This is a genomic window from Halomonas sp. ML-15 (assembly GCF_014779595.1).
GTDB lineage: Bacteria > Pseudomonadota > Gammaproteobacteria > Pseudomonadales > Halomonadaceae > Franzmannia.
The window spans coordinates 243,159-269,605 of record NZ_JACXZT010000002.1 but is presented as its reverse complement, the minus strand read 5'-3'; the positions used below and the strand labels follow the sequence as shown (position 1 = coordinate 269,605).

Sequence of the window (26,447 nt, the reverse complement as noted above, 5' to 3'; positions counted from 1 at the left end):
GCATCCCATGAGACTAACCAGCCTTTTGCCGCTTGGCCCCGTTCGTTCACAGGGGAAAAGCCGGCGTTGGGCCAGTCACTCCACCGCGGAGAGACTCACCTGCTGATTGACGGCGACGCCGCCATACTCGAACGCGTAGGTGTCGGCCGATTCAGCGAAGCGATAGAGCAGCTGAAAGTGACGCGGCTCATCGCCCGCCGGCAGCCAGAAGGGCTCCTGCTGCGGCATGGGTCCGGCCTGATAGACACCCAACAACTCGCCCTGCGGCTCCTGCGGTCGCAGGCGATTGCTGACTTCCATCATGCCGCCGACCTCGCTCTGGTTGGCCATCGCCGCCTCGATCCAGACCAGCGTCTCCCCCTCTGCGGCGGTGTGGCCGGCGAAGGCGTCGCCTTGCGTCAGGTCATGGACCCGAAAGCGAATCGGGCCGTCCTCGATCGACGCCTGCGGCTCGGCGTCCGGCTCAGGCTCGCCCTCCTCCAGCACGAAGCGCAGGGCCGGGCGAATGTCCGAGGAGATATCGGTACCGCCAAACTGGGGCATGTAGGCCACCAGCTCGATGTGTTCGGCCGCCTCGGGTATCGGGAACACCGCGTCACCGCCGGCCCAGGCATCGGGCAGTAGCGCCGGATCATCGTCCAGGGTGCTGAGCTCGAGGTCACGCACATAGGCGTGACGACCGTCCACCACCGCCTGCAGCAGTCCCGGCGCCTCGATGTACTCCATCACACGACGCAGCGCGGCCTCGGCCTCAGGCTCGGCGGAGGCGTCCAGCGCCCGGGCGTCCACCTGGGTGCGCCACTCCCCTTGGCCGCGCAGGTCCACCACCAGCCACTGCATCCCCTCGGGCGCCGCTTCGCCCTGCCAGCGGTCGTGACGCTCAACGTCGTGAACGCCCAGTGCCAGCAGGTCGTGGCTCTGCTGGCGGTTCACCTGCGCAGCGCCTTCATCGGGCTCGGCACGCTCGCCCAGCAGCGGCACCACGATGGGCGCGTACTGGTCGTGGTAGTAGTGCAGCGACAGCTGCGACAGCGACTCGTCGGGCACGGCGAACGCGACCTCCCCCTGGCGCCGGGCGCCGGACCGAGGCAGCACGAACTCATCCTCCAGCGACGACCCAGTCGGCAGGATCGGCCGCGTCACCTGTCGGTCATCCACCAGCAGGTAGAGCTGGCGCTCCAGCGCGGCTACCAGCAGCGGCTCGGGATAGCCGAGGCCGAACACCAAGTCGCTGGGCATCCAACTGTCGAAGCGCACCTCCAGCGTGATCCAGCGCTGCCCAGGCGGTGGCGCCTGGCCGTCCAGCTCGTCGCGAAAAGCCATCTCCTTGACGTGCAAGGTGAAAGCACGATTGCAGCCCAGGGCGGGCAGGCGCTCCTGCACGGCCTCTACGCAGGGCGGCTGGGCCGCCGCAGGGGTCACCGCCCCCAGGCCGGTCAGGGCCAGCAGCCCCGCCATGTACCGCAAGGCCTGGCGCGTGCGTGGCTGATTCATTGGCATCTCCTCAATTGCAGCGGCCCCAGGAGTCGACGATGTACCCGGCACCCGCCCCGGCCACGTCGCCGGCCACCTTGCCGATGCCCGCCGAATTGAGCCGGTCGAAGGCGCCACCGGAGACCAGCTCACGCCCAATGACGATATTGATCTCATGGGCCTCGGCGAGTCCTCCGAGCCCGGCGCTGACGGCGCGGCCGATCATCTCCTGGGCCGCGGCATCCTGGGTGCAGCACAGCGGGTCACTGGCGGTAAACAGGCAACTCCAGATGCTCTGCACCATACCGACCGCGCCCATGGCACTGTCGCCGGCACTCATCAGGGTCAGTATCCCCTCGACGTACTGGCCGCGACGATCGCGACCGTAGCCGAGCAGATCACCGGTGGTGGGGTCGAGCTGCCACCAGGTCGGTGCAGCGTCCCGCGCCGGGGTATCGGGCAGGAGCAGCGCCTGCCCCGCCTCGAGTCGCGCCGCGAAGTGCGTTTCGAGATCGGCCTCCGGCTCCCAGCCAAGCGCTTCGAGACCTTCCGGGCTCGTCACCTGGTGCCACTCGCCCCCCTCACGCAGATCGGAAAGGAACGCCCGGGCGGTGTTGCCCAGAGCCGCGTGTTCGTCTATCGCCAGCTCGGCCTCCAGCAGGGTGTCCAGTGCCCCCTGGGCCAGCCGCGTCTCGGCTACCCTCTCGCCGCTGGGCACCGCGACCCGGTTGTCGAGAATGTCGAACCCCTCACGCTGGCGGTGCTCGCCCGCCTCGAACTCCATCAGCGTCACATAGCCCAGCAGGTTGAGGCGCGTCAGCGCGACGCGTTCAGGATCAGGGCTATAGGCCAGCCGCATGGCCGCCAGCTGATCCAGCGCCGAGCGGCGAATGCTGCGCGATTCGAGGGCCTCGCCGATAAAGCTGTCATCCCCCTGGGCGCCGAGGTAGGCGCCGGCCAGGGCCGCCTGGCGGTTGTTCATCAGCCCTTCGTAGTCCCAGGCGGCCAGTTGGGCCGGCGGCACCCAGGTCGTCTGACCAAGCACCTCCAGGGTGCTCAGCAGTTCGACGGCGCGCTGCTCGCGCAGGGTCTCATCGATCTCGAATCCCTGGATGCCGGCGCTGCGTCTGGCCGGGCCGATCAGGTCCATCAGCGGACGCTCGACGCTGTGCGTGTCACGGCCCGGCGCCTCGACGTGGAAACGCGTGATCACCGCGCTCAGCTCCGGCGGCGTGTCCGGCTCGTCGGCGCCCAGTCCGCCGACGCCCACCTCGCCGAGCGCGCTGCCGGCGTCGCCGAAGGCGCCGGCGATGGAGGCCTCAGAGCCGAGATCGAACACGCTACCGTCAGCCATGATGCCGTCCTGGCGCTCGAGGCTGTCACCCAGGCGCAGGTAGGGCACCCATTGCTCCTGGCTGAACAGCGCCTCCGGCAGGCTATCCAGCTCAAGGCTCCCATCGAGCAGCGACTGGGGCGGCGGCAGCGCCATGGGATAGAGCTCCAGGTGCAGCTGCTGACCCAGCAGCTCGGCGGCAGGCAGACGATGCGAGAAGGCCACCGTCTCCTCCAGCCGATCGCCCTCGAGCCGTTCGGCGACCACTTCGACGGTCAGCCAGTGGCGCACCTCCTCGGGGAGCGCCTCGGGATAGTGACGCTCGACGTCGCCTGTCTCGATCAGTCGCTCACCGGCGGCATGTGCTGGCAACGCCGGGTCGAAGTCCGACCAGCCATCGGCGGTGCGCTGCTGCACCCACCAGTGATCGCTCGGGACGTCGTCCGTGATGCCAGCGTCATCAGGGGTATCGTCCAGCAGCGCGGCCAGCGCCTCGGCCAGCCGCTGGCTGTCGGCCAGGAGTCTCGTCTGACGGGCTTCGGCGGCCTCACGCTGCTCCCGCAGCGCCTCGGCCATGGCCTCGGGATCGCTCTCGAGCCGCTCGGACAGCGCCGCGATGGACGCCTCGGAGAGATCCATGTCGACAGGGCCAGCCGGTCGCCTGGCCACCGGCTCGTCGGCCCAGGCCGATTCAAGTCGCTCACGCGCAGCGCCGGACAGCGCGGCGCGGGCCAGGCGCACCGTGTGGCCGGCTTCCTCCATCAGCGCCGCCAGCAGCAGGGCACGGTCCAGGCTGGAGCCCATACGGTCCTGCATTACCCCCTGCGCCCCGCGCAGCTCCCCCGCATAGGGCAGCCAGCGAGTCTCGTCACGCACCCATTCAAAGAGGGCCTCGGGGCGGCTGCTCACCGCCTGCTGGGCCTCCGCTACCCGCAGGGTCTCCCACGGCAAGTCGTGATAGGCATCGCGCACGTTGCGGTCGAGATTCTGCACGCGCTGTTCGAGATAGCGCTGGTCGCTCTCGCTCATGCCGGGCGCACCCGGGCACATCATCGCTGCCGAGGCGATTGGCGCCAGCATCAGCGAGAGACCCAACAGGGCCAGCCTAGTCATCACGCCCCACCTCCAATGTCTTGTTCTGATTGGCTCCCACGCTGAATGCCCGGCGCTGCTCACCCGCCTGGGTCTCCACCACCAGCGCATACTCACCCACGTCCAGCTCGATGGGATCGTCATCCACGCGTCCCCGGGCGACCTCGTCGCCCTCGGCGTCCAGCACCCGCCAGGTAGCGGCCAGCGACTGGGCCAGTCCGGCCATCAACTCGTCGCCGTCGTGGCTGTCGAAGTACTCGCCGCCGCTCCGGGCAGCGAAGCGCTCGAACTCGGCCTGCAGGCCGATCTCGTCGATATGAAAGCCGACGATATTGAGGCGAACGCCGACGCCATCCTCGATCAGGGCATCGACCGAGGCCGCCACGTCACCGTCGCAGGTCTCCTCACCGTCGGTGAGCATCACCACCAGCCGCGGCTGCTCCTCGTAGCCATCGAGGTCGTCGAGTACCGCATCCAGGGAAGCTGCCAGCGGCGTACGTGCCAGGTTGATGGCCTGGATGTTGTCCACCACCTCACGCACCTCGGCGTGATTGTCGCCCTCGGGCGCTACCAGCAGCTCCGTCTCGCAGCTATGTGGCTCGGTGTGGCCATAGGCGCGCATGGCCACCGGCACCTCGTCGGGAATGCGCTCGTCGAGGGTCTGCTGAACGATGCGCCGGGCCACGTCGATACGACGTCCACCCTCCATCTGGCGCAGCATGGAACCTGATGCGTCGAAGATCAGATGCACGACGCCGCCAGCCACCGCCGGCTGCTCGGGGTCGGCGTTGACGACCGCCAGACTGCCGGGCTCCGGCGGTTCCTGATAGCGCTTCTCTACCGCCAGTTCGAACTCACTGGGTTGACGCAGCTCGCGCATGCCGGCCTCGAAACCGCGAATCAGGTCGGTGCGGTCGACGCTGTAGCGATAGCGGCCGTCGGCCACCTGGGCCCAGCTGAGCATCTGATTCTGGTACCAGCGGTTCTCATCGGTGTCCGAGCTAGAACCATGGGTGGCCTCCAGGCTGAAGATTCGCGGCCGCACCTCGGACAGTGGCTCCCAGGCGCTCAGGTCGCGGCCGGTCTGCTCGGCGTCGGTAATCAGGAAGATCGCCCGCTGCCCCTCGCGCTGCGCCAGCGCGCGGCTGGCCAGGGCCAGGGCCGGCTCAGAGTTGGAACTGCTGAACGTATCGTCATAGGCCGCCAGGGTCTGGGCCACCTGAGCGGGTTGCGAGGCCCAGCCATCGATCAGCAACGGGCCACCCAGTGGCAGCATGTTGAAGACCTCTTTCTCTGGTTCCAGCCCCTCGGCAAAGCGGTTCAGCGCCTGATAGATCGCCGGCTGGTGATTGGACAGGCTGCCGCTGCCATCCCACAGGAAGACAATCGAGCGCGGCGGCTCGGTGACCGTGAGGCGGTATTCGCCCTCCGCAACACCCACCGCCTCGGCCTGGCGACGACCACCACCGGCCGGAGACCAATCGAGGGGCACAGCGTCGCCCTGCGGGTCATGCAGAGTAGCGCGCAGCCGATCCCGAGCCGGCTCATCCAGCTCAAACGCCAGGGTGTTGTCCGGCGCCTCGAGGGTCAGGGCATAGTGGCGCGTATCCTCGGGTTCCTCGACGCGCCCTACGACGCGCTCCGTCAGGGCGTAGGGCGCCTCGGCATGGCTGTCGGCATCCTCGACCTCACGCGCCTGCACCTGGCCGGCATCCTGCTCCGCCTCCAGCGGACCGCGAGGGCCGTCCAGTCCCCAGTGGCCAAGGATCGAGCGGCCGCTGCCCAGGGCATCGGCTTCGATCGCCTGCAGCGCTTCGGGGATGCGCCAGCTGGCCCGGCGCTCGCCCTCAGGCGTGTCAGGCTCGTCGAAGACCAGGCGCAGATAGCGCGCCTGCGGCGCGTCGGATAGCGCCAGGGTCGCCAGCCCCTCATCGTCCCGCGAGAGGCGCCAGTCCGCCTGGTGCTCCCAGGGCCCTACCGGCGATTCCATCGCCGAATAGACCGCCACCTCCTCCACCGGCAGGCCATCCCAGTCGAGGTTCTCGATCCAGCGCAGCTCATCGACCCGTGCCGCTCGCTGTTGCAGGAAAGCGAAGACCATCTCGATACGCTCGCCGGCGATGCGCTGACCGCGACGCACGCGCCGCTCGTTCATCACCCCACGGTGACTGTAGCGCTGCCCCTGAAAGCCATACAGGTTGTTGATGTCCGGCAGGGTGTAGAGCCAGTGTCCGCCCAGCTCACGGTCGAGCAGATCATGACGCCGCTCGGCCAGCTCACCAATGGGCTCCCCGAGCACCCGCAGCTCTCCGCTGCCGTGGCGTGAGCGCCGACGCTCGCCTTCGGCAAGGAAGATCGACAGCGGCCGCAGCTGCACATAGCGTGCCTCCAGCGGCTCATCGAAGGGGAAAAACTGCTCGCCGTCGCGGCTCTCCAGCGCCAGGGTCGTGACCACGTCCAGGTCGTCGAGGGACTCGCCGAGCGCGACCTCGACCGCTTGCCAGCGATAGCTATGCGCATGCCGAGAGCGCTGATTGAGGGCCAGGCCATGCACCAGGCCTCCATCGCCGGCCAGACGGATCGCCGGCAGCGGCTCCCCCGGATCGGCATCGACTTCGATGGAACTGCCCGCACTGGCCATGCCGTCGATCAGGTGGTTCCCGCCGCGGGCGATGCCGCCCAGGTCGCTGTCCAGCGCTTCGTTATCGGCATCGACGAAGTGCGCGCCAAGGCCTCTCCAGGCCATGTCCACCTTGCCATCGAGCGACGCTGGCACGGCAGGCACCGACTGCGGATCAAGGGCCACCGCCGTGGGGTCCATGTGCAGGTCATGGCGTGCCGTATGCTCCCCCACCGCCACGAACAGCGAGGGCGGATCACTCTCCAGCATCTCTGGCGGCAGCGTCCAGCTCAGGGGCAGCTCACGCTGCTCACCGGGATCGAGCCGGATCGCCTCGGGCAGCCCCGACAGCGACCATCCGGCCTGGCTGGCATGGGCTTTCAGGGGCAGCTCCCGGGGCGTCTCATCGTGGTTGCTGACCGTCAAGCGGGTCTCGACGCGCTGGGCGTGGGGCTGGAAAGGCGGCAAGCGCCGGCTATCGCTGTCCAGCTCGACGCTGATGGGCGCCGTTTCCGGCGTATAGGGCTGCGCCGGATCCTCCAGGGTCAGGCTTCTGAGGCGTCGGCCGATGTTGGCCCAGACATACCACTGCTCCCCCGCAGGCACCGTCACGGCGTGGCGACCCCGCTCGTCGGTCTCTTCGATCTCGAGCTCACTGCCGTCAGCATCGACGAAACGGAGTCGATCCCCGAAACGCCGCGCCTCGAAATGCAGCGTGCGCGCCTGCTCGGTCACCGGCAGCCGCTGATAGCCCTCGGAATCCTCCAGGCCCCGCTCCTCGGGGTTGATCACGCCGTCCTCGGGGACCAGGGCGGCCTGGTCAATGTCCTTCGCCAGCCCGACCACGCCCTGGTGGTGCCAGGGATCGCCGAGGTCCAACTCGACGCGATAGGGGGCTTGCGAAGGCGACACCCCCTCGAGCCGCAGGACATAGTCACCGGGAGGTAGCATCCGGCTGATCCGCGTGGTGTCTTCCAGGTCGAGGGTCCGCAGCACCTCGCTACCCTGCCAGAACAGTCGCGCCTCCAGGCTTCCGCCGGCCGGCGGCTCAATGTCCATCACCAGCCGATTGTTTCCGGGCAGATGAAAGTGGAAGTGGTCCTCGTCATCCTCGCTGTGAAAATGCCCCTCGACAGACGCTCCCAGCCACACCGGGTTGGCATCCTCCGGCTCGTCGTTGGGCTCCATCTCGCGCCCCGGCTGGGGCTGCCCAAGCGGCTGGGCCTCGAGACGGTAGTCGGTGCTTTCTCCCTCCACAAGCACCTGGTAGCGCCCCGGCAACAGCCGCACCGGACTCAGTTGCCTCTGCTGCAGAGGATCGTCGCGCCGCGACTGCCGACTGTCGAGAAAGGGCCGACGATCACCATCATGGAAGAGCGCCAGGCGCTCGATAGGATCGCCTTCGGCATGCAACGCCCAGACCTGAGTGTCACCACTGACCAGCAGCTCGAACCAGGCGGCGTCCCCGCCCTGGAAGCGCCCCTGGCGGACCTCGCCGGCTCTCAGCACCGCGGCCCAGTCACGGCTGTCGTTAGGGGCGCCTACCCAGCCGCTCGTCTCAGGTACATCCGCCTCCATCAGCCGCACCTCGGTGGGCACGGGGTCATCGGCGCGCCGCGACAGGCGTAACTGCAGCAGATAGTCCCCCGCCGCGAGCTGCATCCGATCGAACAGCGCCTCGGCTGGGCCATCACGGCACACCGGGTCGCGGGCGTCGTCGCCGCGTCGACTCAGACAGACCCCGATATCACGGTCGGTATCGCCGATCACATCCAGGCGCTGTCCCGCCGACGATGCATCCAGGGAGAAGGCCAGGTACTGACGCTGACGCGGCACCAGGTCCAGCGCAGCCGTCTCACCGACCCCGAACCATAGCGCCTCGTCTTGCGACGCGGCTTCGACCTCTAGCTCGACGACATCCTGCTCATCCGCAGCCGGTTCAGGGCGCTGACCATCCTCGATCAGTTCCAGCCCGACTCGCCCAATGGCTACGCCCTGGGGATTGCGCAGATGCAGCTGACTGCCCTCGGCAAGGTCCAGACGTCCCCATTGGTGTTGAACGGGTGAATCAGCCTCTACCTCGGCGATGCGCTCACCGGCGTCGTTCTCGACCCAGGCCTCCAGGGACACGCCCAGTTCACCCAGCAGATCGAGACGCCACAGCAGCGCCTCGGCGCCCTCCTCCGGTACCAGGGGGATCTCATGCTCGGCCACATCGAGATGGAAGAACCACTCGCGACCGGGCGTCACTTCCAGCTCATCCGCCTCGTCGGGTCCCACCTGCCCTCGGATCCTCAAGCGCCCCGCTTCGGTCAGGGTCAACTGGTACTCACCGCCCATGCCCTGGGGCAGGAAGCTGATCAGGTGTTCGCCTGGAGGAACAATCAGCTGCTGGCGACGCTGCCGCGGCTGGTCGGCGCTGACCTCCATGGTCAGCAGGCGCGTCTCTTCGGCAGCCGTCTCCTCGGGCTCGGTCTCCCCGAACTGCGCAACGCCGCTGGATGCCGACGTCTCTTCCTCTGCAGGCCAGGCGATGTGCGCCTCGATGGCCGCCTCGGTATCGCCCTGCAGCTCGACCTGCCATAGCCGGTCGGTCTCATTGTCATCCAGCGCCCACCAGAACAGATCGCTGTCGTCGCCGGACACCTCGCCGACCAGCCGCGCCTCACCGGTCACCGACTGGGCCTGCTCGGGGGTGTCATTGGGTTCTTGTGAGAACGTCATTTGCGGATAGGCATCGACACCCTGCGCTACTGCCACTGCCAGCAGCGCCGCTCCCACTCGGCCGGCGACTCGCATCCTGATTCCCCTGCTATTTTTGTATGTTCCCAGCCTAGTGCAGGTAGTTGCGTCTTCCCCCGTTCATTCAGACGGGGACAGCAACGAGCAGCCGTCGGAAGATGAGATCGCTGATATTGGCTATGGTGACCATACCCCCATGACAAAGGAGCCCATCATGCTGGAGCGCGACGACTCCACACCGACCACCATCGCCCTTCGCCGGCTGGCCGCCGGATTCCTGGCAGGCATCGCCCTGCCCGCTGCCGCAGCGGGACTCCCCGCTCCCGAGACGACACCCCTCTTGTACATCAGCGGCGCTATCGCCCATCCCAATGTCGGCGAAGAAGCCCACTTCGACCGCAGCCTGTTCGACGACCTGCCCCGCCAGACGCTGGACACGGCAACCGTGGTCACCGACGGCGTCAGCCATTTCGAAGGGGTCTTGATGCGCGACCTGCTCGATGCCGTCGGCGCCGAGGGTGACAAGGCCGTGGCCACGGCCCTGAACGACTACATCATCGACATCCCCATGCAGGACTTTCACGAATACGATGTACTGCTGGCCGACACCATGGACGGCGAAACGCTCACCGCCCAGGACAAGGGGCCGCTTTGGATCGTCTATCCGCGTGACGATCACACCGAGCTGCAGGATATTCGCTACGACTATCGCTGGGTGTGGCAACTCGAACGACTCGAGATCCGCTGATGGTCTGGCGTCGCCGCCCGGCCTATGCACTGCCGGCCCTGGCGATGGTCGCCTTCGCCGGACTATTGACGTTCTCACTGGTGCGCCTGATCCAGGTCGAGCAGGACATGCGCAGCAACGTCAGCGAGAACATGCTATGGGTGATTTCCCAGGCGCAGGTGGCCAGCCACCGGCTCGACGAAGAAGTCCACCGCCTTACGCTCGGTGACCAGGCCGCTCGCCCGGCACTGCGCTATGACGTGCTGACCAGCCGCCTGGTGTTGCTCGACGAGGGCCCCCAGCGTCGCTACCTGGAGGCGCTGGGCTTCGCCGAGCAGGTCGATGACGCCTTCGAGCGCCTGGCGTCCATCGAACCGCAACTCGACGCCATCGCGCCCGACGCACCGAGAGTGGCCGATAGTATCCACGCCGAGCTCAAGCCGTTGATGCAGGACCTCAACCGCATTGCCAATGCCGTCATGGTCGAAGAGTGGGAGGCTACCGGCGAACGCCTTGACCGGCACCGCGACAGCACCCTGCAGGTGATCGCGTCGGTGGTGGGGCTCATGCTTTGCGGGCTGGCCCTGGCCGCCTTGCTCATCGGTGCACTGCGCCAGCGACGCGCTGCCCAGCAGGCACTGGCCGAGCATCGCGACCAGCTGGAAGTCGAAGTGGAGCGTCGTACCCAGGATCTCGAGGCAGCGCGACATCGGGTAGTCGCGGCCATCGATACGGCACCGGATGCCTTTGCCGCCTTCGATGCCGATGGCCGACTGGCGCTGGTCAATCCCAAACTGACGCAGATGCTGCCCGATGCCAGTCGACGACTGCCGCTGGGATGCTCCCTGGAGCACGCCCTGACGGTACTCCGCGACTGCGACGATAATGGCGAACTGGACGGCGTCGCGCACGAACGCACGCTGCGCTGCGATCTGCATATCGCCGAGCTGGGCTGGCTGCAGCTGACCATGACCAGCAGCCGCGATGGCGGCCATGTCATACGGCTGGCCGATATCACGCCTTACAAGCAGGCCTCGGAGGCACTCGAGCGCGCCCTGCAGCGCGAGCGCGGCGTCAGCGACTTCTACCGCAGCTTTGCGGCCATGGTCTCGCACCAGTTCCGCACCCCTCTGGCGGTGATCGACTCCGGCCTGCAGCGCCTGCAGCGGCGCGGCGCGAGCCTTGCTGACGAGGAGCGCCAGCAGCGCTACCAGCGCCTGCGCGACGCCGTTGCCCACATGACACGCCTGGTGGGCAGCTCGCTGACCGCCGCACGCCTGGATGGCGGCCAGATAGAGGCCGCCTCGACATGCTGTGACCTGCAGCCCCTGGCAGAGCGATGCTGCCATCTGCAAGCCGACGCCAGCGGCTCATCACGCATCCAACTTAGGCACCAGGAGGATGCCCCGTTGCTGGCCCGTTGCGACCCCATACTGGTCGAGCAGATTCTTACCAACCTGCTCTCGAATGCCCTCAAATACTCACCCGATGACACCCCCATCGAGGTCTGCCTGGGGCGTGACGACCTCGGTGTCTACTGTGCCGTTCGTGATCACGGCCGCGGCATCGACAACGTGGATCAAGCGCGGCTGTTTGAACGTTTCTTCCGCTCCTCCAATGCCACCGATCAACCCGGCATCGGGCTAGGGCTCAATATCGCCCGTCATCTGGCACGCATTCAGCATGGCGATATCGATGTCGATTCACACCCCGGCACCGGCACCACCTTCCGCCTGCGTCTACCCCATGCCAGCGCCGCCACTACTGCAACGGGAGAGGCCCCATGACATCGACCACGGACCCGCGCCCCCCACTGATCCTGTGCGCCGAAGATCACCACGAACTGCGCCGCGACATCTGCGAAGAGCTCAAGGAAGCCGGCTACGGCGTGATCGAGGCCGCCGACGGCGACCAGGCGATGCAGCAGCTCGAGAGTGCCGTTCCCGACCTGATCCTATGCGATATCAACATGCCAGGGCACGACGGCTACCGGATACTCGAGGATATTCGGCAGCGTCGCCCCGACCTCGCCGACACCCCGTTCGTCTTCCTCACCGCCCTCTCGGAACCCAGAGATATCGTCGATGGCAAGCGTCTCGGTGCCGACGACTATCTGGTTAAACCGGTCGATTTCGACCTGTTGCTGGTTACCATCGGCGCTCGACTGCGCCAAGTGCGGCGCATGCGACACAAGGCGCATGAGGAGCTCGACGAGCTGCGTCAAGCCATGGCCCAGCTGCGTCATGAAATATCCCAGCAGGCCTTCGGCGCCGCCACCAGAGCGCTGGATCTGGTGGCACCGGGCATGGTACTGCTCGACCATGATGGCAAGCGTCTATTCGCCAATCGTCAGGCCCAGCAACTGGTGTGTGAACAGAATGGCCTGCGCTTGGACGACTCCCTGATGGCGCTCGGCAAGCGCGACTCACGGGCCCTGAAGAAGATCCTCGACGCCTCGCTGGCCGCCAGCCAGGCCGGCGAAGACACGACCCGCTGCCTACGCCTGCCGCGCCCCGGCGAACGGCGTGATCTGTTGCTGCTGGCCTGCTCGCTGCCCCATCCCGATATGGCGATGGTCACGGCCCCCTCGGTGGTGGTGATGCTCGCCGACCCCGAGCATCGCGGCAAGCTCTCCCAGCAGATGCTGGCCAGCCTGTTCGGCCTGACGCCCGGTGAAGCACGCATCGCCGTGGCCCTGGCCGAGGGCTGGCGCACCGACGAGATCGCCGAACGGCTATCCATTGCCACCACCACCGTGGCATTTCACCTGCGCAACCTGTTCCAGAAGACCGACACCCACCGTCAAGCCGATCTGATCGCCCTGTTGCTGGCCGGTTCGATGACCCGTTACGCCGATGCCTAGAGCTGCGCGGCTAGCCGGGTGCCCTGATCGATGGCGCGCTTGGCATCCAGTTCGGCCGCTTCGTCGGCGCCGCCGATCACCTCCACCGCCACACCCGCCGCCTGCAGCGGCGCCAGCAGCTCGCGCACCGACTCCTGCCCTGCGCAAACCACCACGCTGTCGACCTCGAGCAGCCGCGATTCACCGTCGTGGCGGATATGCAGGCCGTCGTCGTCGATGCGCAGGTACTCGCAACCGGCCAGGCTTTCGACGCCGCGCTGCTTGAGCGCGGCACGGTGCACCCAGCCGGTGGTCTTGCCCAGGCCCTTGCCCGGCTTGGAGGCCTTGCGCTGCAGCAGAAACACCTGGCGCGGCACCTCGGGGCGCTGGCGGGGCTTGAGACCACCGCGCTCGGCCACCGCCAGGTCGACCCCCCACTCATCGCACCAGGCCTGGGTATCCAGCGCCGGGTGGCCGACATGGGTCAGCAGCTCGGCGACATCGAAGCCGATGCCGCCGGCGCCGATGATCGCCACCCGCCGCCCGACCCGCTCGGGATGGGTGATCGCCGTGGCGTAGCTCATCACCTTGGGATGGTCGCTGCCCGGCAGCTCGAGGCGCCGCGGCCGTACGCCGCTGGTCAGCACCACCGCGTCGAAGTCGCGCAGGGCATGCACGTCCGCCTCGCAGTTGAGGCGCACCCGCACGCGATGCTTGTCCAGCATTACCCGGTAGTAGCGCAGCGTCTCGTCAAACTCCTCCTTGCCGGGGATCTTGCGCGCATAGTTGAACTGGCCGCCGAGTTCCGCGTCACGCTCGAACAGCGTCACGCGATGGCCGCGGCTGGCGGCGGTGACCGCGGTTGCCAGACCCGCCGGCCCGCCGCCCACCACGGCGATGTCGCGCGCTTCGGCCGCAGGTTCGATGACCAGTTCGGTCTCGTGACAGGCACGCGGGTTGACCAGGCAGGAGGTCAGCTTGCCCTGGAAGGCGTGATCCAGGCACGCCTGGTTGCAGGCGATGCAGGTGTTGATCTCGGCGCTGCGCCCCTCACTGGCCTTGGCCACCCACTCGGGATCGGCGAGGAAGGGGCGCGCCATGGAGACCATGTCGGCGTGGCCGTCGGCCAGTACTTTTTCCGCCACCTCGGGCATATTGATGCGATTGGTGGCGATCAGCGGGATCGACAGTTCGGCCCTCATGCGCCGGGTCACTTCGCTGAAGGCCGCCCGCGGCACGCTGGTGACGATGGTTGGCACCCGCGCCTCGTGCCAGCCAATCCCGGTATTGATCAGACTGGCACCGGCGGCCTCGATGGCCCGTCCCAGGGTCACGATCTCGTCCCAGCTGCTGCCCTCCTCGACCAGGTCGATCATCGAGAGGCGGAAGATGATCAGGAAGTCGTCACCCAAGGCGGCGCGGATGCGGCGCACGATCTCCACCGGGAAGCGCATGCGGTTGTCAAAGCTGCCACCCCAGGCGTCGTCGCGCTGGTTGGTGCGCCGGCACAGAAACTGGTTGATCAGGTAGCCTTCCGAGCCCATCACCTCGATGCCGTCATAGCCGACCTCGCGGGCCAGGCTGGCACAGCGCACATAGTCGTCGATCTGCTGCTCGACCTCGTCGCTGGAGAGCTCACGCGGCATAAACGGGCTGATCGGTGCCTGCAGCGCCGACGGCGCCACCAGTTCGGGGGAGGAGGCGTAGCGCCCGGCATGCAGGATCTGCAGACAGAGTCGTCCGCCCTCGGCGTGCACCGCCTCGACCACTGGGCGGTGACGTTCGGCCTCTTCGCCACTGGTCAACTGAGCGGCGCCCTGGAACACCGCGCCCTCCGGGTTGGGCGCGATACCGCCGGTGACGATCAGCCCCACGCCGGCGCGGGCGCGCTCGGCGTAGAAGGCGGCAAGGCGCGCAAAGCCGTTGGGCGCCTCTTCGAGGTTGGTGTGCATGGAGCCCATCAGTACGCGATTGGGCAGCGTCACGCTGCCCACGCGAAGGGGACGGAACAAGTGCGGATAGTGAGTCACGGTGACTGCCTCTTTATTCGGCAAAATTCAAACAACTGTATGACAGTTCTGAGGTAGAGTGTAGCCGAGCCGGCCAGGGACTCAATCCCGACCAAGGCCGTAACGGCATTCCGTCATCGCCAAGGAGCCCGCATGTCCGACCTCGCCGCCCCCCTCGTTGAACGCCACTCGGTGCCCCTCGCGGTGGGCGCCGTGCACCTGACCCGCTTCCGCCCTGACGGCCCCTCGCGGGGCAGCGTGCTGTGCTGGCACGGTGCCATCGAGTCGGGCCGCATCTTTCACAGCCGCTCGGGCAAGGGGCTGGCCCCGTGGCTGACGCGCCAGGGCTACGAGGTGTTCGTCGCCGACCAGCGCGGCCGCGGCGAGGCGCCGCCGCGCCCGGCGCGCGGCATCAGGCTGGATCAGACCGACGTTATCGTCGATGAGATCCCCGCCGCCATCGAGGCCTGTCTGGCGCTCTCAGGCGCCTCGCGACTGCACCTGGTCGCCCACTCCTGGGGCGGAGTGCTGTTTGCCTCGAGCCTGGCGCGGTTTCCGACGCTGCGCGACCACATCGGTCGCCAAGCCTATTTCGGTACCAAGCGTAGCGTGAAGAGCTGGACCTTGCAGCGGCTGCTCTACGTCGATCTGATCTGGAAAGGCGTGGCGCCATTGGCGCGGGGGGTGTGCGGCTACTTGCCGGCACGGGCGCTGCGCTGGGGCAGCGATGACGAGTATGCCGGCAGCCACCGTCAAGGCGCCGACTGGGTGCGGCCGCACCCTTGGGTCGACCGCCGCGACGGCTTCGACTACGCCGCTGCCCTGGCAGATGGCGGCCTGCCACCGGTGCTGCATATCGCCGGCGCGGCGGATCGCGCCCTGGGCCACCCCGACGACGTGGCCCGCTTCGCCAGCGAGTGCGGACCGCATCCCCAGCGCCATGTGACGCTGGGACGCGATCAGGGACTCAAACGCGATTATGGCCACCTCGATATGCTCACCCACCCGGCGGCCATGCAGGAGGTCTTTCCCAGCCTGGTCGAGTGGTTCGAGGAGGCCTGACAGCAAAAACCCCGAGCCTGGAGGCTCGGGGTTTGCGAAATTCTGAGGTGTCGATATGGCGGACCGGACGGGACTCGAACCCGCGACCTCCGGCGTGACAGGCCGGCATTCTAACCAACTGAACTACCGGTCCGCATGGTGGGTGATACCGGATTCGAACCAGTGACCCCCAGCATGTGAGGCTGGTGCTCTAACCAACTGAGCTAATCACCCACGCGTACGACAACGATGCAAGAACAGACGTGGCGGACCGGACGGGACTCGAACCCGCGACCTCCGGCGTGACAGGCCGGCATTCTAACCAACTGAACTACCGGTCCGCATTGGCGATAAGGCCTGTCGGCCAGAGCGCACATCTTGTCTATTGCTGCTGGCAGCGAACTGCCGATCGGAAAAGTGGCGGACCGGACGGGACTCGAACCCGCGACCTCCGGCGTGACAGGCCGGCATTCTAACCAACTGAACTACCGGTCCGCTGTATTTCCTACGTCACCAAGCCTGCTGTCTCAGGCCCCATCGCTAGCGATGGTGGGTGGTACTGGGTTCGAACCAGTGACCCCCAGCTTGTAAGGCTGGTGCTCTCCCAACTGAGCTAACCACCCCTCGGTACGTGGCGACGCATTCTACAGCGCAGCGGTGTGATGTCAACGCTTTTTGCTCACATGGTATTCATCAAGCCACTCGTTACACAGCCGGGGTTTTGGTTGACTTTCATCGACTTGCCCGCATTGCCGCAGCAATGACCCCGGCCGCCTCAGTGATCAAGGAAGCCTGGGTGCGCCCCGAGCTCTTGCGCGGCTTCCAGTCGTGCTCGCCATCTTCGAGAAAGTGCAGCTGTGTCTGATGCGGCAGCCGGTAGCCCTCGACCTCTTCACGGGTCCCGAACGGATCGCGGGCCCCCTGCAGCACCACGATCGGACAGGCGAGCAGCGGCCAGTGCGAGAGGCGGGTGGTATCGGGCTTGCCCGGTGGATGAAACGGATAGCCACACAGCACCAGCCCGGGCGCCTCGTCACGGGCCGCCAGCAGGCTCGCCGCGCGTCCGCCCATCGACTTGCCACCCAGCCAGGGAGCGGGCAGCGAATTATGTGACACGATGTCGCACCAGGCAGCCAGTTCATCGACCAGTTTATCGATCCGCGGCGGTGGCCGGCGGCGACCTTCCACGCGCATTCTGCGCATGTAATCGAACTCCACACCGAGCGCCTGCACGCCGCACTCGGCGAGCGCCTCGCGCAGCCGTTGCATAAACGTGGAATCCTGCCCCGCGCCTGCCCCATGGGCCAGTATCAGCCGCCCAAGACGTGCCTCGCCGGCAACCTCCAGGCGACCATGGCCGACCACGTCGAGAGCCCCCTGACGCCCCTCGATGAGCCACTCCGCCACCTGCTGGGGTACCACACCAACTTCTTTCTTTCCCTGCCTGTGGGCCACGTTCATCTCCTGATAAGGTCTGCGCTCGTGCATATATTGGATGTTCAGCTTAGGCGACGGCTGCGCTAGAATCGCCGCCTGATATCTTGATCTGCATCATTATGCGGGCGGCCGCGCCCGGGCACACTAGCGCTCGGAACGTCTCCCCCTTACGCGTTCGATGGGAACCTCACATGAGCACAGCATTTGAACACCCGACCTACAACTACAAGGTAGTTCGGCAGTTCGCGATCATGACGGTGGTCTGGGGCATCGTTGGCATGGCCATCGGTGTCATCCTGGCCGCACAGCTGATCTGGCCACAACTGAACCTTGGACTGCCGTGGACGAGCTTCGGCCGCCTGCGTCCGCTGCACACCAACGCCGTCATCTTCGCCTTCGGCGGCTCGGCGCTGTTCGCCACCTCCTACTACGTGGTCCAGCGCACCTGTCAAACGCGTCTTATCTCCGACAAGCTCGCCGCCTTCACGTTCTGGGGCTGGCAGGCGGTGATTGTCTCTGCGGTGATTTCTCTGCCGATGGGCTTCACCACCTCCAAGGAGTACGCCGAGCTGGAGTGGCCGATCAATATCCTGCTGGCCATCGTCTGGGTGACCTACGCCATCGTCTTCCTCGGCACGATCAAGATTCGCAAGACCCCGCATATCTACGTCGCCAACTGGTTCTTTGCCGCCTTCATCCTCACCGTCGCGGTGCTGCATATCGTCAACAATGCGGCCATTCCGGTGACGATGATGAAGTCCTACTCGATCTACGCCGGCGCCATCGACGCCATGGTGCAGTGGTGGTACGGCCACAACGCGGTCGGGTTCTTCCTCACCGCCGGCTTCCTGGGCATGATGTACTACTTCGTGCCCAAGCAGGCCGAGCGTCCGGTCTACTCCTACCGCCTGTCGATCGTTCACTTCTGGGCGCTGATCATCATCTACATGTGGGCCGGTCCCCACCACCTGCACTACACCGCCCTGCCGGACTGGGCCCAGTCGCTGGGCATGATCATGTCGATCATCCTGCTGGCGCCCTCCTGGGGCGGCATGATCAACGGTATGATGACCCTCTCCGGCGCCTGGCACAAACTGCGCACCGATCCGACCCTGCGTTTCCTGGTCGTCGCCCTGTCCTTCTACGGCATGTCGACTTTCGAAGGGCCGATGATGGCGATCAAGACCGTCAACGCGCTGTCGCACTACACCGACTGGACCATCGGCCATGTTCACTCCGGGGCACTGGGCTGGGTGGCAATGATCACCATCGGCTCGATCTATCACCTGCTACCACGGCTCTACGGCCAGACCGAGATGTACTCGATCAAGCTGATCGCCATACACTTCTGGCTATCGACCATCGGCACCGTGCTGTACATCGCCGCGATGTGGGTCAACGGCATCCTGCAGGGCCTGATGTGGCGCGCCGTGAATCCGGACGGCACCCTGATGTACACCTTCATCGAGTCGGTGGAGGCCAGCGGGCCCGGGTATATCGTACGCTGGATCGGTGGCCTGTTCTGGATCACCGGCATGCTGCTGATGGCCCTGAACACCTATATGACCATCAAGCGTAGCACCGCTGCCCAGCAGCCGCTGCCGCAGACCGCCTGAGCAACCCGGGGAAGTCGTTAGCATGAAACACGAGATTGTCGAAAAGAACGTCGGCCTGCTCTCCGTGCTGATCCTCGTGGTGATCAGCTTCGGTGGCCTGGCCGAGGTCGTGCCACTGTTTTTCCAGGAGGACACTACCGAGCCGGTGGAGGGCCTCGAGCCGCTCTCTGCCCTGGAACTCGAAGGGCGTGATATCTACATCCGCGAGGGCTGTGTCGGCTGCCACTCGCAGATGATCCGCCCATTCCGCGCCGAGACCGAGCGCTACGGCCACTACAGCGTGGCCGGCGAGTTCGTCTACGAGCACAACTTCCTGTGGGGCTCCAAGCGCACCGGCCCGGACCTGGCCCGCGTCGGCGGTCGCTACAGCGATGACTGGCACCGTGCGCACATGTACAACCCCCGCGACGTGGTGCCCGAGTCGATCATGCCGGCCTACCCGTGGCTGTTCGAACGCACCCTGGACGGCGATAGCACACCGCGCAAGATGCAAGTGCTGCGCAGCATGGGCGTGCCCTACACCGACGAAGACATCGAGAATGCCACCGCCGAGGTACGCGGCCAGCAGGAAATCACGGCGTTGATTGCCTACCTGCAGCAGCTCGGCACCGTGCTCGAGGGCACCCGCTGATCATGGATACCGGAACCTTTCGCGGCATTATCGCTTTCCTGGTGCTGGTCTCCTTCCTCGGCATCACCTGGTGGGCCTACTCGAAGCGCCGCAAGCCGGATTTCGAGGAGGCCGCCAACCTGCCGTTCGCCGATGACGATGAGCTGCCGCCAGACGCCAGCGCCCCAGAACGCGAGCCTGACACTCGCAAGGCCGAATCCCGCACCGACAAGGGAGACAAGAACACATGAGCAATCTCTGGGATGACTCCCTCTCAGGCTTCTGGAGCGCCTGGATCATCGTCATCACGCTGGGCACCATCGCCTTCTGCGCCTGGATCCTGTTCGCCAACCGCCGCACCGACAAGGTGCCGGACGCCGAGGGTAACGTCGAGACGACCGGCCATGCCGCCGACGGCATCGAGGAGTACGACAACCCGCTGCCGCGTTGGTGGTTCATGCTGTTCATCGGCACCATCATCTTCTCGCTGGGCTATCTGGCGCTCTACCCAGGCCTGGGCAACTTCCGCGGCATCCTCGGCTGGACTCAGGTCGGCCAGTGGGAGGACGAAGTGGCCCGCGCCGAGGAGCGCTATACGCCGATCTTCGCTCAGTACAACGAGATCGAGATTCCCGAATTGGCGCGGGATGCCGACGCCATGCGCGTGGCCGAGCGTATCTACCAGAACAACTGTGCGGTGTGTCACGGCGCCAACGCCCAGGGCGGCTACGGCTTCCCCAACCTCACCGACGGCGACTGGCTCTACGGCGGCGAGCCGGACAATATCGTCACCAGCCTGGTACGCGGCCGTAACGGCCTGATGCCGTCCTGGCAGCAGCTTGGCGCCACCAATATCGAGAACGTCACCCAGTACGTGCTGGCGCTATCCGACCTCGACCACGATGAGGAGCGCGCAGACCAGGGCCAGCCGATCTACGCCGCCTCCTGCGCCGCCTGCCACGGTGCCGAGGGCCTCGGTAACCAGGCCCTCGGTGCGCCCAACCTGACCAACGACATCTGGCTCTACCAAGCCCCCGGGCAGAGCGTCGCCGACTCGGTGCGCCAGACGCTGCGCAATGGCCGCAACGGCCATATGCCGGCCCAGGCCGCCTATATCGGCGAGGAGCGCGTGCACCTGGTGGCCGCCTACGTCTACAGCCTCAATCTCGACCACGACGAGGAGTGATCCACGACTGGCGCCTGGCGGCGCCTGCGTAATACCACTGCTGCCGGTGCGATTTGCGGGTGCGGCCCGCGGTCGCACCAGCGCTATCGTCCCTGAAGCGACGGTACAATTCTCCTCTCCTCTTCCCTGTTTCAGCGCCCTGCGCGCGTGGTGAGATCGACATGTCCGAGCGGATTCCCAGCCGAGACGTTACGTCCGATACGGCAGTCGGCCATCATCCTCCTACCAGCGTGCAGCAGAACATGTACGCCAGCCGGCGGCATATCTACGTACGTGAGATCAAAGGGCTATTCCAGCGCCTGCGGCGCAGCGCCAACTGGGCGCTGATGCTGCTGTTTCTGGCCACGCCCTGGATCACCTGGGGCGGCCGTCCGGCGGTGTGGTTCGACCTGCCCTCGCGGGAGTTCCACATCCTCGGCGGCACTTTCTACCCCCAGGAGTTCATCCTGCTCTCGTGGCTGCTGATTATCTGCGCCTTCGGGCTATTCCTGATCACGGTCTTCGCCGGACGAGTATGGTGCGGCTACACCTGCCCGCAGAGCGTCTGGACCTTTCTCTACATCTGGGTCGAGCACCGCCTGGAGGGCACCCGCAACCGCCGTATCAAGCTCGACCAACAGTCGATGAGCCTCGACAAGGCGTGGCGCAAGACCGCCAAACATAGCGTCTGGCTGCTGATCGCCCTGGCCACCGGCGTCACCTTCGTCGGCTACTTCACGCCGATCCGTGAACTGATCGTGACGCTTCCCACCCTCGAGGCCCACGGCTGGGCCTACTTCTGGGTCGGCTTCTTCATGGTGTTCACCTACCTCAACGCCGGTTGGCTGCGCGAGCAGGTGTGCATCTACATGTGTCCCTATGCGCGCTTCCAGTCGGTGATGTTCGACCGCGACACCCTGATCGTCTCCTACGACAGCGCCCGCGGCGAACCACGCGGCTCGCGCAAGCGCGACGCCGACCCCAAGACCCAGGGGCTCGGCGACTGCATCGACTGCGAGCTCTGCGTGCAGGTCTGCCCTACCGGTATCGATATCCGCGACGGCCTGCAGTATGAGTGCATCAGCTGCGCCGCCTGCATCGATGCCTGCGACAGCGTCATGGATCGCATGGGCTACCCCCGCGGGCTAGTGCGCTACACTACGGAACGCGTCCTCGAGGGGGGCAAGACACATATCCTGCGCCCGCGCCTGGCCGGCTACCTGGCCGCGCTGGCGATCGCCATCGGCCTGTTCGCTTGGGCGCTGAGCGAGCGCGTGCCGCTCGAGTTCGATCTCGAGCGCGATCGCCACAGCCTCTATCAGCAGACCCGCGACGGCCGCATCAGCAACGTCTACACCCTCAACGTGCGCAACCTCGACGATCGTGAACACACCTATCGCATTCACGTATCCGGCCCTGAGGGGCTGACGCTGGTCGGCAATGACAGCGTGCGTATCGGCGCCAACAGCTCGCGGCTGGCGGTGATCGAGCTGACCCTCGACCCCGAGCAGATCGACATGCCCAGCATGCCCATTGAGGTGCGCCTGGTGTCGGAGAGCGACGCCAGCATCAGCCAGACGCGCGAATCGCGCTTTATTGGACAGATCAGGAGATAGCCTTGAGCACCATCCCCGTCACCCCCTGGTACAAGCAGTTCTGGCCGTGGCTGCTGCTCGGCCTGCTGTTCACCTCGATCACCGCCAGCTGCACCCTGGCGGTGATGGCCATACGCTCCGCCGACGGCATGGTCCAGGAGGACTATTACGAACACGGCCGCGCCATCAATATGGTGCTGGCCAAGCAGCAGCGCGCCGCCGAGCTGGAGCTCGTCGGCGACCTGCGCATCGACGACCAGACCGGCGATATCACCCTCGAGCTGGCCGGCGACGACCGCCCCGAGCGACTGATCCTTCAGCTGCTGTTCCCGACCCGCGATGATCGCGACCAGACCTTCACCCTCGAGCATGTCCGCGACGGCCGCTATATCGGCCAGGCCGAGGAGCGTCTCAACTACCGCTGGTACCTGCAGCTGCAGCCGGATCACGAGACCCCGGAGTGGCGCCTGAGCGGCGAAGCGACCTTCCCGGTCGACGACGCCATCTCGCTGGCGCCGGGCGGCCCTGGTTGAGGCAAGCATGAGCGAGTCTCTCGCCGTGGCGGCATCAACTAGCTGCTACCACTGCGGCAGTGAGGTGCCCCCAGATGCGCCCTGGTCCATCAAGCTGGACGATCAGCGCCATGCACTCTGCTGCCCCGGCTGCGAGGCGGTGGCCCACGCCATCGTCGATGGTGGCCTGGGCAGCTATTACCGCTTTCGTACCGAGCTGCCCGAGCGCCCCGACGACCGCCAGGCGGTCAAGGCCGAAACCTGGGCGGTGTTCGACGACCCCGGCCTGCAGCGCCAGTTCGTGCACGCCGACGGCGACGGCGTGGCCGCCACCCTGGCGGTAGACGGCATCACCTGTGCCGCCTGCGCCTGGCTGATCGAGCATCGCCTCAACGCCCTCGACGGCATCACCTCGAGCGCCGTCAACCTCAGCCACCATCGCGTGCGGGTCGGCTGGGACCCAGCCCGCATCTCGCTGTCGCGGATCCTCGCCGAGATGGCCGCCATCGGCTATAGCGCCCAGCCCTACGAGCCCGACGCCGCCCAGGCGCGGCTTCAGCACGAGGAGCGCATGAACGTGCGCCGCCTGATCGTCGCCGCGGTGGGCATGATGCAGGTGATGATGTTCTCGGTGCCGATCTACGTCGCCGAGCCGGGCCAGATCAGCGCCGACTTCTACGCCCTGTTTCACTGGCTGTCGTTTGCGCTGACCACGCCGGTGGTGCTGTTCTCGGCGCAGCCGTTCTTCCGCAACGCGCTGCGCGACCTGCGCACGCGCACCCTGGGCATGGATGTGCCGGTGTCGATCGCCATCGGCGGCGCCTACCTGGCAAGCGGCTATGCGGTGATCTTCGACGTCGGCGAGGTCTACTTCGACTCGGTGGCGATGTTCACCTGCTTTCTGCTCTTCGGCCGCTACGTCGAGGCCCGCGCGCGTCGCCGCAGCGGCCACAGCGGCAACGCCATGTCCGGCGCCCTGCCGCTCTCGGCGATCCGTCTCACCGCCGACGGCGAAGAGCGTATCCTGCCCGCCAGCCAGCTCACTGCCGGCGACCTGGTGCTGGTCAAGCCGGGTCACAGCGTGCCCGCCGACGGCGTCATCGAAGTCGGTGAATCGAGCCTCGACGAGTCCATGCTCAGCGGCGAGTACCTGCCGGTCAGCCGCGGCGTCGGCGACACCGTCACCGGCGGCAGCCAGAACGTCGAGAGCCCGCTGACGGTGCGCGTCACCCACGCCGGCCGCGAGGCGCGGGTCGCCAGCATCGTCGACCTCACCGATCGCGCCTTTACCAGCCGCCCCAAGATCGCCGAGGCCGCCGCGCGCATGGCCCACCTGTTCGTGCTGCGCCTGCTGGTGGTGGTGGTCGGGGTGGCCGTGGTGTGGTGGTTTATCGACCCGTCGCGGGTGCTGTGGGTGACCCTCTCGGTGCTGGTGGTGACCTGCCCCTGCGCCCTGGCGCTGGCCACCCCCACCGCGCTCACCGCCGGCCACGGCCAGCTGCGCCGTCGCGGCGTGCTGGTGACACGCGCCCACGCTATCGAGGGGCTCTCCCAGGCGACCCGGGTGATCTTCGACAAGACCGGCACCCTGACCCGCGGCGAAATGCAGCTGGTCGACACCCGCCCGCTGGCGGCACGGCTCGACGCCGAGCGCCTGCGCCAGTTGGCCGCCGCCCTGGAGGCCCACTCCGAGCACCCTATCGCCCGAGCGTTTCGCCCCCACCGGCTCTCCACCCTACGCGCCAGCGACGTAGTCAGTCGCCCCGGGCTGGGTCTCGAGGGCGATATCGGCGGCCAGCGCTACCGCCTCGGCAAGCCGGCCTTCGCCGCCCCCGAACACGGCCTCGAACCGCCCAGCGACGGCCAGTGGCTGCTGCTGGCCACTGACGACAAGCCGCTGGCCTGGTTCGCCCTGCGCGACCACCTGCGCGAAGACGCCGCCGCCACCGTTGCCGGTCTCAAGGCCCAGGGGCTGGCGGTCAGCCTGCTGTCGGGGGACACCCCGGCCTCGGTGTCGGCACTGGCCGCCCAGCTCGGTATCGACGACTGGCAGGCCGGCGCCAGCCCCGAGGACAAGCTCGCCCATATCGAGGCACGCCAGGCCGCCGGCGAGCAGGTCATCATGGTCGGTGACGGCATCAACGACGTGCCGGTGCTGGCCGGCGCCGACGTCTCGATCGCCATGAACGGCGCCACCGACCTGGCCCGCACCAGCGCCGATGCCGTCTTGCTCAGCCCGCGCCTGGGGCGTATCGTCGAGGCCATCGAGCTGACCCGGGCCACGCGGCGCATCATCCGTCAGAACCTGATCTGGTCGGTGTGCTACAACGCCACGGCGCTGCCGATTGCCGCCCTCGGCGTCGTACCGCCCTGGGTCGCCGCCCTGGGCATGTCAGCGAGTTCGCTGGTAGTGGTCGGCAACGCCCTGCGCCTGACCCGTATGCAGCCCGCTAGCCCCGCGCCGCCCGCCCTCACTCCGGAGCCCGCATGACGATTCTCTATCTGCTGATTCCGCTGACGCTGATCCTGCTCTCCCTGGCCGTCTGGGCCTTCTTCTGGGCGGTGCGCAACGACCAGTTCGAGGACCTCGAAGGCCCCGCCCACCGCATCCTGTTCGACGAGGACGAGAACGACCTCACCCCGGAGGAGCGCCAGCGCCGCCGCGCCCAGGCGGCCCAGCGCGACGCTCCGCCACCCCAGGATGACGAGCCCACCCAGCGCTAATGGACCCCACTGGCCTGGACCTTCCCCCGCTGGCAGCCGCCTTCGTCTTCGGACTGCTCGGTGGCGCTCACTGCATCGGCATGTGCGGCGGCATCATGAGCGCCCTGACCTTCGCCGTGCCGCCCAGCATGCGCCACCCGGCGCGCCTCACCGGTTTGCTGCTGGGCTACAACCTGGGCCGCATCGCCAGCTATATGCTGGCCGGCGCGCTGGTCGCCGGACTCGGCACCCTGATCGGTGGCCTGGCCGGCGAGGTGCGCCTAGTGTTCCAGGTCTTGGCGGCGATCATGCTGATCCTGATGGCGCTGTATATCGCCAACTGGTGGAAGGGCCTGCTGGTAGTCGAGCGCCTCGGCCGCCGGCTGTGGCGCCATATCGAACCCTACGGCAGGCGCCTGATGCCGGTGGTCAAGATCCCCCAGGCGGTGGCCCTGGGCGCGGTATGGGGCTGGCTGCCGTGCGGGCTGGTCTACTCGATGCTGGCCTGGAGCCTGACCCTGGCAAGCCCGCTGCAGGGCGCGGCACTGATGGCCGCCTTCGGACTCGGCACCCTGCCGGCGGTGCTGGCCACCGGCTTCGCCGCCAATAGCCTGGCGGGGCTGATCCGCCACCCCGCCACCCGCGCTGTGGCCGCGCTCAGTATCATCGCCTTCGCACTCTGGCAGCTGTGGCGGCTACTGCCGGGCGCCACCGGCCACTGAATGATGGAGATGCCCGGCACCTGCCGCCGGCTCAGTTCCACGACCATAGCGAGGGACGCCGGGGGCAGGCCGAAGAGGGGGTTTGCGCCATGGATGGCGCAAGGTAGCGCCCAGGGACGGGTTTACAGCGCCCCCTCGTAGGCCTGCCGACGGATCAGTCCCGAGCGGTGTTCTATGCCGCGCTGACCGCCTCGGCGTCCTTCGCTAA

Annotated in this window: 18 protein-coding genes and 5 tRNA genes; 13 read left to right on the top strand and 10 right to left on the bottom strand. The window is 66.9% G+C overall.

What is annotated here, in order from left to right; genetic code table 11:
• Positions 1–75 precede the first annotated feature (75 nt).
• From IEI94_RS02865 to IEI94_RS02855, 3 genes are read right to left on the bottom strand one after another with little or no spacing between them, the layout of a single operon-like run.
• Positions 76–1,494 (bottom strand): hypothetical protein, encoded by a 1,419-nt coding sequence (locus tag IEI94_RS02865; protein WP_191165375.1) that lies wholly within the window; start codon positions 1,492–1,494, stop codon positions 76–78.
• A 10-nt stretch (positions 1,495–1,504) separates the two neighbouring features.
• Positions 1,505–3,919 (bottom strand): hypothetical protein, encoded by a 2,415-nt coding sequence (locus tag IEI94_RS02860; RefSeq protein WP_191165373.1) that lies wholly within the window; start codon positions 3,917–3,919, stop codon positions 1,505–1,507.
• Positions 3,912–9,317: a VWA domain-containing protein gene (locus IEI94_RS02855; RefSeq protein WP_191165371.1), complete on the bottom strand. Its 5,406-nt coding sequence runs from the start codon at positions 9,315–9,317 to the stop codon at positions 3,912–3,914. The genes IEI94_RS02860 and IEI94_RS02855 overlap by 8 nt, the downstream gene beginning before the upstream one ends.
• 157 nt (positions 9,318–9,474) lie before the next feature.
• On the opposite strand from IEI94_RS02855, the gene IEI94_RS02850 reads away from it, so the two are divergent.
• Genes IEI94_RS02850 through IEI94_RS02840 form a run of 3 tightly spaced genes read left to right on the top strand, consistent with a single transcriptional unit; the run spans position 9,475 to position 12,850 of the window.
• On the top strand, positions 9,475–10,008 hold the full coding sequence (locus IEI94_RS02850) for a molybdopterin-dependent oxidoreductase (RefSeq protein ID WP_191165369.1): 534 nt from the start codon (positions 9,475–9,477) through the stop codon (positions 10,006–10,008).
• Positions 10,008–11,774, top strand: a complete 1,767-nt coding sequence (locus IEI94_RS02845) for a sensor histidine kinase (RefSeq protein WP_224749901.1) — start codon at positions 10,008–10,010, stop codon at positions 11,772–11,774. Before IEI94_RS02850 ends, IEI94_RS02845 begins: the two co-directional genes overlap by 1 nt.
• A complete protein-coding gene (locus tag IEI94_RS02840) occupies positions 11,771–12,850 on the top strand; it encodes a response regulator (RefSeq protein ID WP_191165366.1) in 1,080 nt (359 codons plus the stop codon). Before IEI94_RS02845 ends, IEI94_RS02840 begins: the two co-directional genes overlap by 4 nt.
• Here IEI94_RS02840 and IEI94_RS02835 read toward each other — a convergent pair.
• Positions 12,847–14,859: an FAD-dependent oxidoreductase gene (locus IEI94_RS02835; RefSeq protein WP_191165364.1), complete on the bottom strand. Its 2,013-nt coding sequence runs from the start codon at positions 14,857–14,859 to the stop codon at positions 12,847–12,849. The two genes, IEI94_RS02840 and IEI94_RS02835, sit on opposite strands and share 4 nt — an antisense overlap.
• Positions 14,860–14,991: 132 nt before the next feature.
• Between IEI94_RS02835 and IEI94_RS02830 the strand changes: the two genes are divergently transcribed.
• Positions 14,992–15,900 carry an alpha/beta fold hydrolase gene (locus IEI94_RS02830; RefSeq protein WP_191165362.1) on the top strand — a complete coding sequence of 303 codons (909 nt, stop codon included), beginning with the start codon at positions 14,992–14,994 and terminating at the stop codon, positions 15,898–15,900.
• A 56-nt stretch (positions 15,901–15,956) separates the two neighbouring features.
• Here IEI94_RS02830 and IEI94_RS02825 read toward each other — a convergent pair.
• The 6 genes from IEI94_RS02825 to IEI94_RS02800 all read right to left on the bottom strand — a co-directional run bounded on the left by IEI94_RS02825 (position 15,957) and on the right by IEI94_RS02800 (position 17,340).
• Positions 15,957–16,033, bottom strand: a tRNA-Asp gene (locus tag IEI94_RS02825).
• A gap of 3 nt (positions 16,034–16,036) precedes the next feature.
• A tRNA-Val gene (locus tag IEI94_RS02820) sits at positions 16,037–16,113 on the bottom strand.
• A 30-nt stretch (positions 16,114–16,143) separates the two neighbouring features.
• Positions 16,144–16,220: transfer RNA gene (locus IEI94_RS02815), tRNA-Asp, on the bottom strand.
• 77 nt (positions 16,221–16,297) lie between these two features.
• Positions 16,298–16,374, bottom strand: a tRNA-Asp gene (locus IEI94_RS02810).
• Positions 16,375–16,426: 52 nt separating this feature from the next.
• Positions 16,427–16,502, bottom strand: a tRNA-Val gene (locus IEI94_RS02805).
• 109 nt (positions 16,503–16,611) lie between these two features.
• The gene (locus IEI94_RS02800) at positions 16,612–17,340 is read right to left on the bottom strand and encodes an alpha/beta family hydrolase (protein ID WP_412030889.1); all 729 of its coding nucleotides are present in this window, start codon (positions 17,338–17,340) and stop codon (positions 16,612–16,614) included.
• A 167-nt stretch (positions 17,341–17,507) separates the two neighbouring features.
• On the opposite strand from IEI94_RS02800, the gene ccoN reads away from it, so the two are divergent.
• The 9 genes from ccoN (at position 17,508) to IEI94_RS02755 (ending at position 26,239) form a co-directional block, all read left to right on the top strand.
• Positions 17,508–18,932 carry a cytochrome-c oxidase, cbb3-type subunit I gene (gene ccoN, locus IEI94_RS02795; RefSeq protein WP_191165360.1) on the top strand — a complete coding sequence of 475 codons (1,425 nt, stop codon included), beginning with the start codon at positions 17,508–17,510 and terminating at the stop codon, positions 18,930–18,932.
• 22 nt (positions 18,933–18,954) lie between these two features.
• A complete protein-coding gene (gene ccoO, locus IEI94_RS02790; RefSeq protein ID WP_191165358.1) occupies positions 18,955–19,563 on the top strand; it encodes a cytochrome-c oxidase, cbb3-type subunit II in 609 nt (202 codons plus the stop codon).
• Between the two features lie 2 nt (positions 19,564–19,565).
• On the top strand, positions 19,566–19,793 hold the full coding sequence (locus IEI94_RS02785) for a cbb3-type cytochrome oxidase subunit 3 (RefSeq protein WP_191165356.1): 228 nt from the start codon (positions 19,566–19,568) through the stop codon (positions 19,791–19,793).
• On the top strand, positions 19,790–20,728 hold the full coding sequence (gene ccoP / locus IEI94_RS02780; RefSeq protein WP_191165354.1) for a cytochrome-c oxidase, cbb3-type subunit III: 939 nt from the start codon (positions 19,790–19,792) through the stop codon (positions 20,726–20,728). The genes IEI94_RS02785 and ccoP overlap by 4 nt, the downstream gene beginning before the upstream one ends.
• 161 nt (positions 20,729–20,889) lie before the next feature.
• Positions 20,890–22,323 carry a cytochrome c oxidase accessory protein CcoG gene (gene ccoG, locus IEI94_RS02775; RefSeq protein ID WP_224749899.1) on the top strand — a complete coding sequence of 478 codons (1,434 nt, stop codon included), beginning with the start codon at positions 20,890–20,892 and terminating at the stop codon, positions 22,321–22,323.
• A gap of 2 nt (positions 22,324–22,325) precedes the next feature.
• Positions 22,326–22,835 (top strand): FixH family protein, encoded by a 510-nt coding sequence (locus IEI94_RS02770; RefSeq protein WP_191165352.1) that lies wholly within the window; start codon positions 22,326–22,328, stop codon positions 22,833–22,835.
• A gap of 7 nt (positions 22,836–22,842) precedes the next feature.
• Positions 22,843–25,305 carry a heavy metal translocating P-type ATPase gene (locus IEI94_RS02765; protein ID WP_191165350.1) on the top strand — a complete coding sequence of 821 codons (2,463 nt, stop codon included), beginning with the start codon at positions 22,843–22,845 and terminating at the stop codon, positions 25,303–25,305.
• Positions 25,302–25,538 carry a cbb3-type cytochrome oxidase assembly protein CcoS gene (gene ccoS, locus IEI94_RS02760; RefSeq protein ID WP_191165348.1) on the top strand — a complete coding sequence of 79 codons (237 nt, stop codon included), beginning with the start codon at positions 25,302–25,304 and terminating at the stop codon, positions 25,536–25,538. The genes IEI94_RS02765 and ccoS overlap by 4 nt, the downstream gene beginning before the upstream one ends.
• Positions 25,538–26,239: a sulfite exporter TauE/SafE family protein gene (locus tag IEI94_RS02755; RefSeq protein ID WP_191165346.1), complete on the top strand. Its 702-nt coding sequence runs from the start codon at positions 25,538–25,540 to the stop codon at positions 26,237–26,239. Before ccoS ends, IEI94_RS02755 begins: the two co-directional genes overlap by 1 nt.
• Positions 26,240–26,447: the final 208 nt, after the last annotated feature.

Bases quoted from the DNA above. Each gene is read 5' to 3' on its own strand.
- IEI94_RS02800 (WP_412030889.1), bottom strand. From the start codon at position 17,340: ATGAACGTGGCCCACAGGCAGGGAAAGAAAGAAGTTGGTGTGGTACCC.
- IEI94_RS02865 (WP_191165375.1), bottom strand. From the start codon at position 1,494: ATGAATCAGCCACGCACGCGCCAGGCCTTGCGGTACATGGCGGGGCTG.
- IEI94_RS02840 (WP_191165366.1), top strand. From the start codon at position 11,771: ATGACATCGACCACGGACCCGCGCCCCCCACTGATCCTGTGCGCCGAA.
- IEI94_RS02850 (WP_191165369.1), top strand. From the start codon at position 9,475: ATGCTGGAGCGCGACGACTCCACACCGACCACCATCGCCCTTCGCCGG.
- IEI94_RS02855 (WP_191165371.1), bottom strand. From the start codon at position 9,317: ATGCGAGTCGCCGGCCGAGTGGGAGCGGCGCTGCTGGCAGTGGCAGTA.
- ccoS (WP_191165348.1), top strand. From the start codon at position 25,302: ATGACGATTCTCTATCTGCTGATTCCGCTGACGCTGATCCTGCTCTCC.
- ccoO (WP_191165358.1), top strand. From the start codon at position 18,955: ATGAAACACGAGATTGTCGAAAAGAACGTCGGCCTGCTCTCCGTGCTG.
- ccoN (WP_191165360.1), top strand. From the start codon at position 17,508: ATGAGCACAGCATTTGAACACCCGACCTACAACTACAAGGTAGTTCGG.
- ccoG (WP_224749899.1), top strand. From the start codon at position 20,890: ATGTCCGAGCGGATTCCCAGCCGAGACGTTACGTCCGATACGGCAGTC.
- IEI94_RS02860 (WP_191165373.1), bottom strand. From the start codon at position 3,919: ATGACTAGGCTGGCCCTGTTGGGTCTCTCGCTGATGCTGGCGCCAATC.
- IEI94_RS02755 (WP_191165346.1), top strand. From the start codon at position 25,538: ATGGACCCCACTGGCCTGGACCTTCCCCCGCTGGCAGCCGCCTTCGTC.
- IEI94_RS02830 (WP_191165362.1), top strand. From the start codon at position 14,992: ATGTCCGACCTCGCCGCCCCCCTCGTTGAACGCCACTCGGTGCCCCTC.
- ccoP (WP_191165354.1), top strand. From the start codon at position 19,790: ATGAGCAATCTCTGGGATGACTCCCTCTCAGGCTTCTGGAGCGCCTGG.
- IEI94_RS02765 (WP_191165350.1), top strand. From the start codon at position 22,843: ATGAGCGAGTCTCTCGCCGTGGCGGCATCAACTAGCTGCTACCACTGC.
- IEI94_RS02845 (WP_224749901.1), top strand. From the start codon at position 10,008: ATGGTCTGGCGTCGCCGCCCGGCCTATGCACTGCCGGCCCTGGCGATG.
- IEI94_RS02785 (WP_191165356.1), top strand. From the start codon at position 19,566: ATGGATACCGGAACCTTTCGCGGCATTATCGCTTTCCTGGTGCTGGTC.